Genomic DNA, 15689 nt, shown 5'->3' with positions numbered 1-15689 from the left:
GCTAGGGACTAGGGATGAGAAAGGAGAATACCGCTTTCCCCATATCGTCATTTCGAGCCTAGCGAGAAATCTTCCTTGCACAACGGTCAAACGGAGAGTGTGAGATGAGGAGCAGCACCTATGCGATTTTCTCTTTCCCTCATATGTGCAGAATACCCTACGACGTAAAAGATCCCTCGGCTACGCTCGGGATGACGATACGAGAGGATGGACTGTCCCACATTTCTTTTCATCTCGCTACGGGAGCCAACCTCCGCCCCTTCGGGGCACCTCCTTCCAGAGGAAGGAGGGAAAAGGTAGAAAATCAGAATACCGCTTCCCCGCACCATAGCCTTCCCCGCATGGGGAAGGTGGCGAGCGTAGCGAGCCGAATAGGGTTCTAGCGGGATAAAAACGCGAGAGAATGACCTAATCCCTAGCTACTAATCCCTAGTCACGAGTCCCCAGTCACGAATCCCCCAACCTCCCTTGCGTAAAACCCGCGTACCATATATACTAGAAAAGATAATTCTATTTTTTATTAAGGAGATGGATGTTTTGAATTTTGTTGACGCCGTAGTGGCCTTTCTGAACATTGGCATTTTCAGTACACTGATCTGCCGCTTTACCGGAGCGAATATGGCAATGCTCGTTTTCTGTGCGCTACTCTACATGGGAAGTGAACCGATGGAAACGGTAGGCATCATGCTGACGTACCTGGTCTTCATGCGCCTCACCATTTACACCCAGAAACGCAAGCTGAATTTCAAGAAGCTGCAGGTCTTCAAGGGGATGCGAGTCTTTGTCCCCGTCCTTCTGATCGTGATCTCTCTCTTCCTGTATCCATTCGCAGCGCTGGCGATCTTCCTCCTGCTCTTCATGGTGGAGATCCTCGCGCAGATCAAGTCGGAGATCCCGGAAGACAGACAGCTTTCGAAGGGAGAACTCACCAAGTACATCGTGATCGGTTCCCTCCTGACCACCGTCTCTATGATTGCCGTGAAATTCATCCCCGCTACCTGGTACTATGCACTGGGCGGCGCTGTCGGCCTCTTCCTCTGCGGCTTCGTATGGTGGCTGGGACAGGACCGCGACAGACTTTCCGGCATCTGGGATACGGTCATCCTGCTCTCCTTCATCCCGCTCGGCCTCTTCGGCTTCGATATGGCGGACTGGATGGATGATATGCGTCGCAGCGTGAACCCGACCCGCATCGCATACAATCTGCCTTTCATTTTCCTGCCGGTCTTCTATGTCGGCTTCCTGATGGCGAATATCCTCTTCGGTGTCTTCTCCCTCTCCGGCATGTGCATCACCTTCTTCGGCGCACTCGGCCTGCGTCTTTTCGGCTACTATGAAATGTCCGGCAAGGGCAAGGCAAGCCTCATCGCGATCGGCTTCACCGTCCTCGGCCTTTTCCTTCTCTTCCTCACCGCACCGGAGCCTGTCGGTGTATCCAAGTATGTGGATGCTTTCCTGCCGACCAATTACTATGGATTTAAAGGGCTGCTGAATATGTTCTGATTTTACGTGACTGGTGACTGGTGACTGGTGACTGGTGACTGGTGACTAGGGACTAGGGACTAGGGACTAGGGACTAGGGACTAGGGACTAGGGACTAGTGGCTAGTGGCTAGGGATTAGGAAGTTTGCCTCACATTTCCCGCTACTCCGCTATACCTGATCCCAAAAGAAAACCGTCATGATCGAAATGGTCATGACGGTTTTCTTTTGTCCGAAACAGATAGAGAAAAATATAACACGCAAAAAGCGAGGCCTCATGAACCTCGCTTTCGTGTCGATTTCATAAACCGATAGTATGGAGAAAATGGTAAGGGGGAAAATTCCTAATCCCTAGCTACTAGTCACTAGCTACCAGCTATTAATCCCTAGCCACTAAACAGCTACTCCCTTGCCTTCGGCTGGCGATACGTGAAGACACGCTTCGGCTCCTTGCTTTCTACTTTATGGTCGAGGAGATTCACATCGAGGATCGGGCAGACACCACAACCATTGCAGGCCTGGTGGCGGCAGTCATGGGTGAGGATCCCCTTCTCGGCCATGCGCCATTCTTTCAGGAGGTAGTCCTTCGTGACACCGCTGTCGATATGATCCCACGGTTCGCATTCGTAGAAATCGCGGATGCGCGCTGCGTACTCGTCGGGATCGATACCGCATTCACGGAAGCTGTCCATCCAGACGTCGAAGTGGAAAAATTCCGTCCAGCTGTCATAGGTGCAGCCTTTCTTCCATGCGGTGTAGATGGCAGAAGAGAGCTTGCGGTCGCCGCGAGCGAGGACAGCTTCGATATATCCTGTCTTCGCATCATGATAGGCGTACTTGATATGGCGGTTTGTGAAAAGGCTCTTCAGATACTGCTGTTTGCGCTCGATCTCCTCTACGCTGCACTGCGGCATCCACTGGAAAGGAGTGAAAGGCTTCGGCACGAAGCTCGAGACGCTGACAGTGATGCGCAGGTCATAGCGCCCCTTGATCTCGTGATAGAGCTCGTGGATGCGGTTCGCCAGATCGGCGATGCCCTTCAGGTCTTCATCCGTTTCCGTCGGAAGGCCCATCATGAAGTAGAGCTTCACCTTTTTCCAGCCATTTTTGAAGGCATTCGCACAGGCGCCCATGATGTCTTCCTCCGTGACGCCCTTATTGATGACATCGCGCATGCGCTGCGTACCGGCTTCCGGTGCCAGCGTGAGACCGCTCTTTCGGACCTGCTGGATCTTTTTCGCGATGTCGATGGAGAAGCTGTCGACACGCAGTGATGGGAGACTGACACTCACACGCTTGTCTTTGAAATTTTCCAAGAGGTGATCGACGAGCTCGGGCAGGCAGGAGTAGTCTGCCGAAGAGAGGGACATGAGGGAAATTTCATTATAGCCCGTATTCTTGATCAGGGTATCTGCGATCTCCTGCAGTCTCTCTTCGCTCTTCTCGCGCACAGGGCGGTAGATCATCCCCGCCTGGCAGAAACGGCATCCGCGGCTGCAGCCGCGGAACATTTCCAGTACGGCACGATCATGCACGATCTCGATATGCGGGAGGATCGGCTTGTCATCGATGTGGACATGGTCGACATCACGGATGACACGCTTCTTCACAGGGAACTGGGCCGCTTCGTCGATGGGACGGATGCTGCGGAAGACGCCATTCTCATAGTAAGAGACCTCATAGAGGGACGGCGCATAGCAGCCATCGATCTGAGCGAGACGGCGGATCGCCTCTTTGCGGCCGCCGGGCTTCCCTTCCGCTTTCCATGCTTTCACGATATCCACCATCTCTCCGATGGCTTCTTCAGATTCTCCGATGAAGAAGACATCGAAGAAATCAGCGACCGGCTCTGCATTGTACACGCAGGGACCGCCGGCGACGACGAGGGGATCCTCGTCTGTGCGGTCCTTCGCCCAGACAGGAATGCCTGCCATGTCGATCATGTTCAGGATATTCGTGTAGCACATTTCATACGGCATGGTGAAGCCAAGTACATCGAAGTCCTTGACCGGGCATTTGTTTTCAAGAGAAAAGAGCGGGATGTGCTTCTCTCTCATCATTGCTTCCATGTCCACCCATGGCGCATATACACGCTCTGCCAGCGCATCCTCTCTGGCATTCAGGACACTGTAGATGATCTTGAGTCCCAGATGGCTCATGGCGACTTCGTAGACATCAGGGAATGCCAGCGCCACTTTCACCGGGATCTCATCGTGGTTTTTCACCACGCTGTTCCACTCTCCGCCAATGTAGCGGGCAGGCTTTTGGATATGCATCAGCCATACGGGATCGATAGTTACACGGTTCATTTGATACTCCTAAAATAAATGGGGTTACAGGTTTATGGTTGTATTGGTTCAATGGGTTCAAGGTTCAGGGTTCAGGGTTGTGGTACGGCGCATAAAAATATAGAAGCGCCGCGAAATATAAATAATGGCGATGTCATGAGCTGGCATTCCAGTCACTAGTCTCCAGTCACTTGAGACTCCTAATCCCTAGCCACTAATCCCTAATCCCCAGTCAATCAAACATCAATTTCTTTCTTCTTAAATAGATATTCATCAAAAGCCCGACGCAGAGAAGATTCATGAGGAGAGCCGAGCCGCCGTAGCTCATGAAAGGCAGCGGGATGCCGGTGACAGGCATAATGCCGAGGGTCATGCCGACATTGATGAAGATCTGGAAGAGCCACATGGAAAAGATCCCACAGGCGAGCAGGCTGCCGAAGGCATCCCCCGAAGAGCGGGAAATCATAAGTGTCCTGTATAAAAGAACGAAGAATAAAAAGAGAACGAAAATGGCTCCGACGAAGCCCAGCTCTTCCCCAATGACAGAGAAGATAAAGTCAGTATGATTTTCCGGGAGGAAATTCAGCTGGCTCTGCGTGCCTTCGAAAAGGCCCTGCCCGATGAAACCGCCGCTGCCGATGGAAATCTTCGACTGGATGACATGGTAACCGGAGCCATACGGATCGACGTCCGGATTGAAAAGGACGAGGATACGCATCTTCTGGTAGCTGTGCAGCACGAAGAACCAGATGAGCGGGAAGACTACGACGAACGCAAGAAAAGCGCGTTTCACAAGCTGCATCTTGAGTCCGGAAATATAAAGCATGCCGAAGGTGATGGCCGCGAAGACAAGGCTCGTACCAAGGTCCGGCTGGATGAAGATCAAAAGTGTCGGAAGTGCCATCATACCCGCGACAGGCAGAAGGCTCTTCCATGTCTGGAAGCCGGATTTGTCATTCGCCATGAGCCTTGCCAGACAGATGATCATGATGATTTTCGCAAATTCCGAAGGCTGCAGCGTGAAAGGGCCGATCTGGATCCAGCGCTGCGCCCCAAGCGCACTCGTTCCGGCGAATTTGACGACCAGAAGCAGGATCGCATTGATGCCATAGAGGATGGGGACGAAGCGATAGAGTTTCCTGTAGTCAAAATAGAGCGAGCCCCCGGCAATGATAAGACCGCCGACAAAGAAGATCCCCTGCTTCATGACGAAGTCATACTGCCCCGGTTGTCCATCCATATTCGCATGAGTGGCACTCGCAATGATCAGAAGACAGATGACGCCAAGGCCCAGGACAGCCATCAGCAGCGTGCTGTCAATGCGCCGCCAATATCGAATGAGATTCATTCTGCTATCTCCTCCTCTGCCATTTATACGAGCGGCTGCCCGAGTGCCAGGAAAGGCCGGCCGGCGCCGTCTTCACAGGTGCCTTCTCCCGCGCATTCTCCGCCTCTGCTCTCCGAAGCAGCTTCTTCCAGCGCGAAAGCGGGATCTGTTTCTCTTCTTTGTACGATTTCCAGAAAAGAGCGAGTGCTTCTCCGAGCGCCCCTTTTTCGGAAAAATCCGAAAGCTCTCCCTGATGCGCGAGACGGTCTGCCTCCTCCGTATACGGGATGATGGCAGAGATGGACTCTTCATCGAGCGTCTCCAGCATATCCGAGAGGGAGATTTGCGTATCCCCCGAGAGGGAGAACTGGTTCAGCACATAGGTCATGTACCGCTTGCGCGGTCCCGTCATGAGACGCTCTGCATTCCGCTTCGAGGCCCAGGACGGCGCCACAACAAGGAACATATGATCCGAGAGATGCTCCGCAAAGCGGATGCCCTCTCCCCGCCCCGCCGGACAGTCGAGAAGGATGTAGTCATACTTGTCCTCCACGTCTTCGAGCACGGTATCCATCGCCGCAGGAAAGACGGTCTCCCATGTATCATTCTGCGCCGCCGGCAGGAAATCCAAATGGTCATTCACTTCCAGGATGACATCCTTCGCAAAGCAGCGGCCTTCCGCCAGATCCATCACATGATAGAAGCACTCATTTTCCAGCCCCAGCACGAGATCCATATTTCTCATGCCCATATCCCCATCGATGAGGAGCACCTTCTTCCCCTTCCGGGAGAGGAAGATCCCCAGAGCAGCGGTGAGGAGCGTCTTCCCCACGCCGCCCTTACCGGAAGCAAAGGATACGATCTCAGCCATTCTTTTTGCCTCCTGCCTTTGCCTCATCCGCTGCCTTCAGCTTTGCCGGCGAATAATCTCCGATATGGAAATAGGCATCCATCATCTTCTTGACGACAGGTGCCGCGGACTCCGAGCCGAAGCCGCTGTGCTCGAACATGCACAGGATCACGACCTCCGGCTTGTCGAAAGGCGCATATGCCACGAACCAGCCGTTATCGAGACCATTCGTTTCCGCCGTACCAGACTTACCGGCGATCGAAATCGGATAATGTTCGAAGATCTGGCCGCCTGTCCCATCCTTGCTCATGACCATCCGAAGTCCTTTGTGGATCGCATCAAGCGTATCCTTAGATACCGGAAGCGTCCCCACCTTCTCCGGTGAGAAGATCTTGAGCGGTGTCCCATCCAGCTGATCGATGCGGTTCACAAGGTATGGCTGGTAGCGGAAGCCGCCATTGGCGATCGCCGAGTATACCATCGCCATCTGCAGCGGCGTCGTCAGCGTGAAGCTCTGTCCGATCGCGGCATCCATCGTCTCCCCGAGGTACCAGTCCTGCTTGAAAACTTTCATCTTGTAGGCTTCGCTTGCGACATTGCCGTCCGATTCACCGGCAAGGTCGATGCCTGTCGTTTTCCCAAGACCGAATTCCTCCGCCATACGGGAGATGCGGTCGATGCCTGCACGGCGTCCCATTTCATAGAAATAGACATTGTCCGACTTTTCGATCGCTTCATAGAAATTGATCCATCCGAAGGCTTCGCCCCCAGAGTTTCTCTTATCGACGAGCCAGTGCTTGCCGTTATCAAAAATGCGTTCCTCCGGTGTCGTCACCTTCGCTTCGAGTGCTGCCGCGCCCGTGATGACTTTGAAGAGCGATCCGGGCGGATACATCGACTGGATCGTGCGGTTCTGCATCGGATGATTCTTATTATTGACGATCTCATTCCAGTCTTTCGAAGAGATCCCCTTGCTGAAGCGGTTCGGATCATAGCTCGGCCAGCTAGCCATTGCGAGGATCGCTCCGCTATTCGGATCGACAGCCACCGCGGAAGCCCCCGTCGGCATGACACCGCCATGGACGAGCGTCTTCACCTGTGCTTCCATTGCGTCCTCTGCCGCTTTCTGCAGATTCGCATCCAGCGTCAAACGCACACTGTTCCCCGTGACAGACGGCGTACCGCCCACATAGCGGACAGGCTGACCCGATGCATTGACCTCGACCGTCTTTGTGCCATTCTTGCCTTCGAGATAATTGTTATAGCGGCTCTCAAGGCCCGCACGACCGATCAGTGTCGTGGTCGTGTACGGATTTCCTTCCGCATCCCTGTCATCCGGCCCCGCTTCGCCGACATAGCCAAGGACCTGCGCCCCCGCATTGCCCAGCGGATATACGCGTAGCGGATTCACTTCGATTTCGATGCCCGGGAATTCATCCTTCTTCTCTTCGATCTGCGTCGCGACATCGATGCCGACATCGTTTGCCAGATAGATCGCTCCGAAGGCCAGCTTATTGTCTTCGATCTTTTTCTTGATATCGGCAGTCGGCACATGAAGAAGCTGCGACAGGCGGCTGAGCGCCTCATCCGACAGCGTATTTCCCTTGCGATCGACCGGCATGACGACGCTGTATGCCGAGCGCGAGCCCGCAAGGATCAAGCCATTTCTGTCATACATGACACCACGCATCGCCTGCATGGGAAGGTAACGGATGCGGTTCCCATCCGCTTCTTCTTTATAGTACCCGCCCTGAATGACCTGCATATAGAAAAGACGCAGTCCTAGGACGAGCAGGAGGAAGATCGCCGCATAGATCATACGTGCATAGCGGGACTCCTCCGTATTTTTCAAAAGCCCACTGAGAATCGAGGGCACATGCTTATTCACCACTTCGGTTCTCCCTCCCGTTTCATGGCCCATAGCGGCCTGTGAAGAAAGAGCACGGCTACTCCATTCATGAAGGTGGTGCTCATCACAAAGTACAGGATATAAGAAATCGAGAAGACATGGCTGCCAGCTGCCAAAAGCACCAGCCATGACAGCAGTGCATAAAGGAGCGAGGCCAGCGTCATTGCAAAAAGCGAAATATACCAGTGACGGTTGTAGCGCTTCCTGCCCAAAGCGAGATACAGCGCTGCGATCGCCAGGTATGGCAGGAGGTGCAGTCCGAAAAGATTTCCCGTCACAAGATCCGTAAGGAGCCCGCCCACGAGTGCAAGCGTCATCGCCGTCTTGTTATCAAAGATCAATGTCGCAAGGACGATGACGACCAGCCACAGATCCGGCTGATGCAGCCCCGAGAAAAAGAATGGCATCACCGAGGACTGCACAAGAAAAACGAGAAAGCTCAAAAAAGCCAGTGCATAGCCACTCATTCCTTCTCACCTGCCTGATGTTTATTGGGATTCATCGGCGGTTCCTTCTTCGGCGGCTTCACCAGGATACTCTCTGGCGTCGCCCTCTGGATATGGTCCGTGATGATGAAGACCTCTTCCAGATGAGAGAAATCAGCCGCCGGAACAATGCGTGCCACCTGCGTGCCGCCGATGGAGTCGACATCCACCTGCTCGACGGTACCGATGACCATCCCCTTCGGATACACCCCGCCATAGCCGGATGCCACGATGGTATCCCCCTTGATGACATCAGCCTCACGCGGCAGATTCACGAAAGAGAGCTTGCCCGGCTCACTGCTGTTTCCGGAAACCATCGCCACCACGCGCGAGGCCGGACGCGCAACGATACCGCCCACCGATGTACGCGGATCCAGAAGGAGCTGCACACGTGCGGAATTCTCATACACTTCACTCACAAAGCCCACAAGACCCGTCGGGACGATGACAGGCATATACTTCTTGATGCCGCTGTCACTGCCGCGGTCCACGACCAGCGTCTGTGTCCATCCCCCGTAGTCGCGGGTGATGACAGAAGCCCCCGTCAGGTGGTACTGTTTATAGCCCTGCTTGAACGAAAGGAGACTCTTCAGTCGGATATTCTCCGCAAGGATCTCGCTGTACTGAGCCTGCTCCGCGCGAAGACTTTCATTTTCCTTCCGGAGCGCATCCAGCTCGTTCCAGTTCTCCCACGCGCCCGAAAGTAAATCAAGCCCCTGTGTGAAAGAAAGCGCCGTCCTGCTCGCGGTATAGTTGAAAGGAGCTGCACCGATAGAGAGCGGCTGCGAAATGAAAGGGATGTACTCCCTATGCCGCCAGAACCAGCCGCATGCGCCCATGAAAACAAAGAGGGCGACTGCGGCGGCCATCTTTTTTCTGCCAAAGAAAATCACGATCAAGCGCCTCCGTAATATTTTTCACCGTTCTCGATGAGAAACGGCAGATCCTTATACATGCCAAGAGCCTGATAGCAGCCCATAGCCAATACCTCCCCCGGCAGAGCCGGTACGAAGACCGGCATATGAAGCTCTCCGGCGAGCCAGTCCTTCAGCCCGTCTAAAAGCGCACTACCGCCGGAAAGAAGCAGACCATTCTTCAGAAGATCGCCCGCCATCTCCGGTTTCGCCTCGCGAAGGACACGGCGGATGAGCTTCAGAACAGGCTGCAGGATACGCTGCATCACCGGTCTTAATTCCTCCGTGGAAAGCTCCACCACCACTTCCACGCCATCACGGATCCTGCGCCCGCGGATAGTGAATGTCGCCTGCCCATCCGCCGCTTTGAGAGAGATCACTTCACTCTTCAACTTCTCCGCCTGATCCAGCCCGATCATGATCTGATACTTTTCCTGCAGATACTGGCAGATCCCCTTATCGATATGATGCCCGCCGAAAGGGATCCCCTCCTGCGTGACGATCCCTCCGCAGCTGTAAAGCCCCGCATCAGCAACATCACGCCCGATGACAAGAGAAAAGATCACAGATGGTGCCAGCATATCCTTCCCCGCCCCGATAGCCGCAGCCGCCGGCGAAGGAAGAAGGTACACATGCTGCGCGCCGGCGTGGATCAAAGCATCCACCAGCGCATGCCGCGTGACCGAGCTCGTCTCGCCCGGAATGGAGATCATCACCGTCGGACGCGACACCGCATGATGAAGCGATTTGCGGATAAAAAAACGAAGCATCGCCTTCGTCATATCATAATCAGCGATGACGCCATTCTGTACCGGCCACTCCAGAGAAATATTCTCCGGCGCCTTGTGGTAATGAATGAGCGCCTCCGTGCCAAAGCCCAGTACATGGCCGTCGATGTTATCCACCGCGACCGTACTCGCTTCAGCAAGGATCACTTTATTTTCCCGGTAGATACGGACTTGGGACGAGCCCATGTCCATACCGATCCAGTTCGATAGTCCTCGAAACATTTTCATGGTAAACCCTCACGATATATAAAGGCCGGTACAGAGCTCCCACGGTCAAAGACCCGTGAGATACAGCGAAAATCCGCGGCGCATCCTGAAGCGCAGCCCCTGTCTCTGTCCGATGTATTCAAATGAAACGTCTTATTATTATAGCATGTTTACCATGGAGAATACAGTAGAAAGAGACGGTTTGGAACCACCATAGCCAAGGAAATATATGACGACGAGCCATCGGACTGTGATCAGAGATTTGCTGCCAAAACAAAGAAAAAGGCATGATAAAAAGCCGGGGCATACCGCCTCGGCTTTCTGACCTCCTCAAAGGTCGATTTCCCCCATGTATTACCCCACCTTCAGGGTGTAACTGGACGAATTATATTTTGTCCGATATGATCGGAGAAATTCTGGTGCGTCTAGAGGGATTCGAACTCTCGACACCTGGTTCCGGAGACCTTCAAATGAGAATGACAAATTATATGAAATTCAGCGAATCAGATACCGTCGCATTTCCTGCCGTTCCTATACCGCTTCATTCTCATTTAGGGAACTTTCAGGCCGCCAACTGCGCCCGACTTTGCGCCCAGCTATTCTTTTTCTTTCCCATACAGTCTCTCCATGCCTACCTTCGTTACCAGTCATGTGCGGCCGGATGTGATATAATGAGGTTGTCAAGAGGGCATTCGCCCTCTTGCACCTCAGCTCTTTAATCGTCTGAATCATTTGCGGTGATGGTGACGTTTGAAGAGCTCTTTTTGCTTCCTTTTTCTAAGTCTCAATCCTTTTCACGAAATCGCTGCACTCTTTCATTTTCCCGTGTTTGACTAGCCGGGCGAATGCCTGAATCACCGCCCATTCTTCGTCATATGCGCGCAGCTGATGTTGTTTTCTCACGCCTTCGGCTTTCTTGGGCCTTCCTGTTTGATTGGGGCGTTTCCCGCCCCAGCCATTCTTTTCCATTCTTCCTCCATGAAATTTCATTACTTCAAAAATCACTTTAACCACTCAGCAACGTTCAGAATCGTCGCAATAATTACTAAAACCATGCAAGTTGTGGTGTAGTTACTAGCCCACCATGCGATGGCAGCGCATGCCCAAAATACAGCTAATAATATTTTTGTTTTCATTTTCTTTATATGGTATGATATTAGGGAAGGGGCTCGGGGATTTCTCCCCGGCTTCCCTTTAGTTCTATTTGCGGTTCAGCTGTTTAATTTTAATCAGTATCGATAATACTTTTTCGATGCCAGTCAGTATTGCGACTACCGACCCAATGATTAAAGCTATCAGCTGAATCGCTTCTTTAATATCATCCATCATTTCACCTCCTTTAATTGTATATATTATATCATTCATCTTGCTTTTTGTCGATGCAATGTTCTTGAGTTTCTTCGATTTTATCGCACTTTTCGACATTTTTGCAAAATAAAAAAGACGTCTTGATTTAACAATGTGCTAAATCAAGACGCCCTTTTTTATTGCTTTGCAGCTTCCTCTGCCGCTTTTAGCGCAGCAAGCTCGCGCATCGAAAGCACCCAGCGCTGTGACTTTTCTTTCTGTGCCTTGCGTACTGCCTCCCGTGCCTTGCGTGCTGCCTCTTCGGGGACAATGTAACCGGCGCCAAAAATACTTTTCCCTGCTCTGCGCTGTGCGTCCATGGCGCGAACAAATACGCCAATGTCTTCGCGGTATTCGATTCCGTATTCAGAAAACAACGCCACGGCGCTCGATGTCAGGACGTTATCTGGATACGTGTACACCGGCAGTGGTGGCGCTTTCTTGGCCTTGATGCTCGCGGCATTCGCTTCATCAAGTATGCGGTACAGGTCTGGTGCACTTCGGATCAGCGGGCCTTTAGACGCTACAAAACTAGTGCTTACTTTAGCGCCGTTGTCGTATGTAATCGACACCCCGACGCAAATATGGCTATGCGCCGCTCGGATGCCGAGACACGTGAGGTGCGGCGCAAACAAGAAATAGTCGATGTTATGTTCCGCGTAGAACTTCACGACTTTCGCTATGATGGAAAATGGCGGATTATCGATAACTACACAATCTGCTGGATAGTCGAATTTTTCAAAGTCGCCGCCCGGCCAAAATGGACGGACTATCGTCCGCCCCCCCCAATCCATTTCTTTGATTGCCCAGTCCTTCACAACCTCATAAATTGCGCCCGGTGTATAACAGTCATCTGTGGTCTTCTTTGGTTTGAACTTGTCGACAAATTCCTCATAAGTATTAGATTTTGGCATATGCGCTCCTATTTCTTAATCCATGCATACAACAGACCGCCCGAGATTGCAATCCAGAGGTTACGCTGTCGAGTTTTCGTCTCAATGTCCTTCTTCGCCTCGTCCTCTAATTCTTTCAAGGATTGATTTGCACTCTCTAATAATTTCCGCGTCTCGGCGTTCGTTTTCTTCGATTCTGCCAGCTCTGTCTGCGCTGTTTCTAACTGCTTCTGCTGCTCTGTCAAGAGATCCTGCTTGGTCGCGTTGCTCTTCGTCAGCTGATTCAAGTCCTGCTCGAGTGTCGTCAGCTCGCTTTCCGATATCTGATACATCTCCTCGGCCTGCGAGGAAGTACCAGCAGCTAGCCAGAGCAAGCACCCCAGCCAGCAGATACACAATCTTTTTATTGATTTGCACAATACAATCACCTCATCAGTACCATTCACTCATGTCGTAATTCTGCCCGCCGATGCTATAGCAATCGGTCCACTGCCAGCCCGCGAGAATGTTGCCCGGGTAGCTGTCGTGGAAGCCGCACTCGCTCGTCCCATACTGAGCGCACCAGTACGGCACATAGTCGGCCAGATCATTAACATTGATACGGTCTGTCAAGGTGGACAGGCTCGCATAGATTCCGGCGCTGTAGCCGGCGGCGTTGCATGTGGAAATGAAGGCACTGCATACTGCGGTCACGTCATCAGGATCCTGGCCGATGACTTCGGGCGCTTCCACGTCAATCCAGATCCCCAAGGGCGGTGCTCCGTATCCTAAAGTTTCCAGTGCGTCAATGACGACCGCTGCCTCCTCTTCCGCCCGTTCCGTGGTCTGTGCGTGGGTGTAGCAGTAAACGCCCCATGAAAGGCCGCGGGCGCTGGCTGCCGCGATGTGTTTGCCGTGAAGTTCAGAGAGCGTACGCCCTTCGCTGATTTTTACGATAACACCCTCTACACCTTCGCCAATCATATGTGACCAGTTGCTGTGATCGTTCCAATCTGATACATCAATGACATTCATCTTTACACCCTCTTCCTCTTAATCAGCCCGGCCAAATCATGCACGGCAGACACCCCGGCATCATCCAGATTTTCCACGATAGACAGCAGCTCTGACGATGCCAAGTAAGCAATAATCAGATTCGCAAACTCGCTTCGCCCCAGCATAAAGTCCACCAGTGCACCCGCTACGACAAGCAGCATGTACACGGAAATTTTCTCGACAAACTGCGTGCGCATAGCGTAGCTATTGATGACACCAGCACGGTGCGCCGCCGGAATGCCCTTTACCGAGTCGATAAGGGATGGCTTCTCCGTCATAGACTCGGTAAGATAGCCGTAGGACAGCGCGATAAACTTGGCGAATAAATCCACGCACACGATGCAGGCAAACGCCGTAAAGAGCTCCAAGTGCCGCTCCAGCGCCAGAAATACGATGCCCAAAGCCGTCTTGTATGGCCAGCCAATATATAGCCCGTCAAACACTTTCCCTACCCAGATACTGATCTCATTCAGATTCATTAGCTTTCACCTTGGCCCCCTCTTTCACTTCCGCTTTTTCGGCAAGCGGCTTGCTCCTCACACATTTAGGATTTATGCAAAGCCCCGTTTTCTCGTCCATCTTGGATCCGCACAGGAAACATCTCTTCGTCATTAGAGCTCACCTCTCTTCTGTGTATACTCTTCGGCCAGCGCAGATCGTTCTGCAATCAATTCATCCTGAAGCTCCGTATTCTTCAGCGCCGCTGCTTTGACAATCTGCTCATCCAGCTCATCAAACCTGCTCTGATATTCAGAATCGAGAGATGCCAGCGCCTGCGCCTGCAACTCTTCTGCAGTAGGCTGTGGCGGATCGGTATAAGTATCTCCATTCCATCGCAGATCTCCGGAAATACCATTGTGATATTCTTCAGCAGTTTGCAGAACGGCGTAGTCGTTCGGATAGTCTGCTGCGGCTTTTTCTTTCAGCTCATCAAGATTCTTGCCATGGATCTGGCCGAGAATCGTATAAGATGTTTTTCTTGTACCAGTCGTCTTGTCGAAAATACTCAAATAAACCTGTTCTGCCATTTCTTTCCCTTTCGTAATGTAAAATAGCCTCCAGAAAAGGAGGCATATTATGAAAAATCCAAATGGTTATGGAACTATCAAAAAATTGTCAGGAAACAGGCGGAGGCCATTCGTATTTATGGTCTCCGTGAACGGCAAACAAAAAGCTATGGGCTATTTTGCCACTAAGCTGGAAGCTATGGCATATCAGGTTGACTATAATCAGTCTCATGGCCTTCACCGCCTTTCAGACAACAAAATAACATTTGCAGAATTATATGCACGCTGGCTCCCAAAACATATCGAATATAGCAGCGTATCTGATAGCACGATTCACGGCTATGAAAGCTCATACAAGCATTGCGTCTATCTGTATGACGTGCCAGTAGCCGAAATCAAATATAGCCATCTGCAGACCGTCATCGATGGAATGGGTAGTCTGTCATATGCAAGCAAGAAAAAGGTCCGCAACCTGTTATCACTGCTATTTGCATACGCTCGCAAAATGGAATACACGTCTCATGATTTTACCGGGCTTATCCGAATCGGTAAAAACAAGCCGGTCAATCCTCATCAAGCCATGAGTAAGCAAGCCATCAATCGGCTTTGGAAACTAGCTGATAAAGCAGATGTCGATATTGTACTGATACTCATCTACACCGGCATGCGTACTTGCGAACTCCGCAATCTCAAAAAAACTGACATCAACCGTAGGCAGAAGTATATCCGCATCACAAAATCAAAGACTGAAGCCGGAAAACGAATCATCCCTATCGCCAGTAAGATATGGTCTCTCGTAGAAGCTCGATACTCTTTACAAGGTGATTTCCTATTATGCGATGAAAGTGGTAATCCCTACAGCTATAGTCGTCTCTCTCGCCTGTTTAGCCGTGTCATGAAGCTAATTCACGGGGAGAAATACAAACCACATGATACTCGTCATACATGTGCCACTCTGCTGGATGCCGTAGATGTCAACGATAACGCGCGGAAAATGATCCTTGGTCATGCTAGACATGATGTAACAAACGGAGTATACACTCACAAAAATCTACGGCAACTACGTAAAGCTATCGAAAAGATTTGATGCTAACTTGCTGCTAACAGAATAATTGCTCCATTTGAAAAGTACCACGAGTATTGTATGTATCGTGATAC

General features: G+C 51.9%; 16 protein-coding genes. 2 read left to right on the top strand and 14 right to left on the bottom strand.

The genetic code is table 11. From position 1 onward, the window contains the following. Positions 1-528 precede the first annotated feature (528 nt). On the top strand, positions 529-1503 hold the full coding sequence (locus tag ACGG9R_RS04305; protein ID WP_390151908.1) for a hypothetical protein: 975 nt from the start codon (positions 529-531) through the stop codon (positions 1501-1503). Positions 1504-1882: 379 nt separating this feature from the next. Here ACGG9R_RS04305 and ACGG9R_RS04300 read toward each other — a convergent pair whose 3' ends face one another. The 14 genes from ACGG9R_RS04300 to ACGG9R_RS04235 all read right to left on the bottom strand — a co-directional run bounded on the left by ACGG9R_RS04300 (position 1883) and on the right by ACGG9R_RS04235 (position 14552). Further along, positions 1883-3790 (bottom strand): TIGR03960 family B12-binding radical SAM protein, encoded by a 1908-nt coding sequence (locus ACGG9R_RS04300; RefSeq protein ID WP_390151905.1) that lies wholly within the window; start codon positions 3788-3790, stop codon positions 1883-1885. 211 nt (positions 3791-4001) lie between these two features. Next, a complete protein-coding gene (gene rodA / locus ACGG9R_RS04295) occupies positions 4002-5117 on the bottom strand; it encodes a rod shape-determining protein RodA (RefSeq protein ID WP_022105574.1) in 1116 nt (371 codons plus the stop codon). A gap of 4 nt (positions 5118-5121) precedes the next feature. After that, positions 5122-5967, bottom strand: coding sequence for an AAA family ATPase (locus tag ACGG9R_RS04290; protein WP_390151901.1), 846 nt, complete (start codon positions 5965-5967; stop codon positions 5122-5124). Beyond that, positions 5960-7834: a penicillin-binding protein 2 gene (gene mrdA / locus ACGG9R_RS04285; protein ID WP_390151898.1), complete on the bottom strand. Its 1875-nt coding sequence runs from the start codon at positions 7832-7834 to the stop codon at positions 5960-5962. Before mrdA ends, ACGG9R_RS04290 begins: the two co-directional genes overlap by 8 nt. After that, positions 7831-8322 (bottom strand): rod shape-determining protein MreD, encoded by a 492-nt coding sequence (gene mreD / locus ACGG9R_RS04280; protein ID WP_390151895.1) that lies wholly within the window; start codon positions 8320-8322, stop codon positions 7831-7833. The genes mrdA and mreD overlap by 4 nt, the downstream gene beginning before the upstream one ends. Then, a complete protein-coding gene (mreC, locus tag ACGG9R_RS04275) occupies positions 8319-9233 on the bottom strand; it encodes a rod shape-determining protein MreC (RefSeq protein ID WP_390151892.1) in 915 nt (304 codons plus the stop codon). The genes mreD and mreC overlap by 4 nt, the downstream gene beginning before the upstream one ends. Before the next feature lie 2 nt (positions 9234-9235). Beyond that, entirely contained in the window at positions 9236-10270 is a 1035-nt protein-coding gene (locus ACGG9R_RS04270; RefSeq protein ID WP_022105569.1) for a rod shape-determining protein, read from the bottom strand. 756 nt (positions 10271-11026) lie between these two features. Then, positions 11027-11218 carry a hypothetical protein gene (locus ACGG9R_RS04265; protein WP_390151888.1) on the bottom strand — a complete coding sequence of 64 codons (192 nt, stop codon included), beginning with the start codon at positions 11216-11218 and terminating at the stop codon, positions 11027-11029. Positions 11219-11449: 231 nt separating this feature from the next. Continuing rightward, complete coding sequence (locus ACGG9R_RS04260; protein ID WP_390151885.1) at positions 11450-11575, bottom strand: hypothetical protein; 126 nt, start codon at positions 11573-11575, stop codon at positions 11450-11452. Positions 11576-11733: 158 nt separating this feature from the next. Further along, positions 11734-12510: a hypothetical protein gene (locus ACGG9R_RS04255; RefSeq protein ID WP_390151882.1), complete on the bottom strand. Its 777-nt coding sequence runs from the start codon at positions 12508-12510 to the stop codon at positions 11734-11736. 8 nt (positions 12511-12518) lie between these two features. Continuing rightward, the gene (locus tag ACGG9R_RS04250) at positions 12519-12863 is read right to left on the bottom strand and encodes a hypothetical protein (RefSeq protein ID WP_390151879.1); all 345 of its coding nucleotides are present in this window, start codon (positions 12861-12863) and stop codon (positions 12519-12521) included. A gap of 58 nt (positions 12864-12921) precedes the next feature. Further along, a complete protein-coding gene (locus ACGG9R_RS04245; RefSeq protein ID WP_390151876.1) occupies positions 12922-13503 on the bottom strand; it encodes a glycoside hydrolase family 25 protein in 582 nt (193 codons plus the stop codon). Positions 13504-13505: 2 nt separating this feature from the next. Continuing rightward, positions 13506-14003, bottom strand: a complete 498-nt coding sequence (locus ACGG9R_RS04240; RefSeq protein WP_390151873.1) for a phage holin family protein — start codon at positions 14001-14003, stop codon at positions 13506-13508. Between the two features lie 132 nt (positions 14004-14135). After that, positions 14136-14552 carry a hypothetical protein gene (locus ACGG9R_RS04235; RefSeq protein ID WP_390151870.1) on the bottom strand — a complete coding sequence of 139 codons (417 nt, stop codon included), beginning with the start codon at positions 14550-14552 and terminating at the stop codon, positions 14136-14138. Positions 14553-14601: 49 nt separating this feature from the next. On the opposite strand from ACGG9R_RS04235, the gene ACGG9R_RS04230 reads away from it, so the two are divergent. Continuing rightward, positions 14602-15618 carry a tyrosine-type recombinase/integrase gene (locus ACGG9R_RS04230; protein WP_390151867.1) on the top strand — a complete coding sequence of 339 codons (1017 nt, stop codon included), beginning with the start codon at positions 14602-14604 and terminating at the stop codon, positions 15616-15618. Positions 15619-15689 lie beyond the last annotated feature (71 nt).

This window comes from Dialister sp. i34-0019-2H8, from assembly GCF_042846925.1.
Classification (GTDB): Bacteria; Bacillota; Negativicutes; order Veillonellales; family Dialisteraceae; genus Dialister.
This window is presented reverse-complemented; position numbering and strand designations above follow the sequence as displayed.

What these genes read in the sequence shown, in the direction of transcription:
- ACGG9R_RS04235 (WP_390151870.1), bottom strand. Translation starts at nt 14,552, where the DNA reads ATGGCAGAACAGGTTTATTTGAGTATTTTCGACAAGACGACTGGTACA.
- mreD (WP_390151895.1), bottom strand. Translation starts at nt 8,322, where the DNA reads ATGAGTGGCTATGCACTGGCTTTTTTGAGCTTTCTCGTTTTTCTTGTG.
- ACGG9R_RS04240 (WP_390151873.1), bottom strand. Translation starts at nt 14,003, where the DNA reads ATGAATCTGAATGAGATCAGTATCTGGGTAGGGAAAGTGTTTGACGGG.
- ACGG9R_RS04265 (WP_390151888.1), bottom strand. Translation starts at nt 11,218, where the DNA reads ATGGAAAAGAATGGCTGGGGCGGGAAACGCCCCAATCAAACAGGAAGG.
- ACGG9R_RS04255 (WP_390151882.1), bottom strand. Translation starts at nt 12,510, where the DNA reads ATGCCAAAATCTAATACTTATGAGGAATTTGTCGACAAGTTCAAACCA.
- ACGG9R_RS04300 (WP_390151905.1), bottom strand. Translation starts at nt 3,790, where the DNA reads ATGAACCGTGTAACTATCGATCCCGTATGGCTGATGCATATCCAAAAG.
- ACGG9R_RS04290 (WP_390151901.1), bottom strand. Translation starts at nt 5,967, where the DNA reads ATGGCTGAGATCGTATCCTTTGCTTCCGGTAAGGGCGGCGTGGGGAAG.
- rodA (WP_022105574.1), bottom strand. Translation starts at nt 5,117, where the DNA reads ATGAATCTCATTCGATATTGGCGGCGCATTGACAGCACGCTGCTGATG.
- ACGG9R_RS04305 (WP_390151908.1), top strand. Translation starts at nt 529, where the DNA reads ATGGATGTTTTGAATTTTGTTGACGCCGTAGTGGCCTTTCTGAACATT.
- ACGG9R_RS04245 (WP_390151876.1), bottom strand. Translation starts at nt 13,503, where the DNA reads ATGAATGTCATTGATGTATCAGATTGGAACGATCACAGCAACTGGTCA.
- ACGG9R_RS04260 (WP_390151885.1), bottom strand. Translation starts at nt 11,575, where the DNA reads ATGGATGATATTAAAGAAGCGATTCAGCTGATAGCTTTAATCATTGGG.
- ACGG9R_RS04270 (WP_022105569.1), bottom strand. Translation starts at nt 10,270, where the DNA reads ATGAAAATGTTTCGAGGACTATCGAACTGGATCGGTATGGACATGGGC.
- ACGG9R_RS04230 (WP_390151867.1), top strand. Translation starts at nt 14,602, where the DNA reads ATGAAAAATCCAAATGGTTATGGAACTATCAAAAAATTGTCAGGAAAC.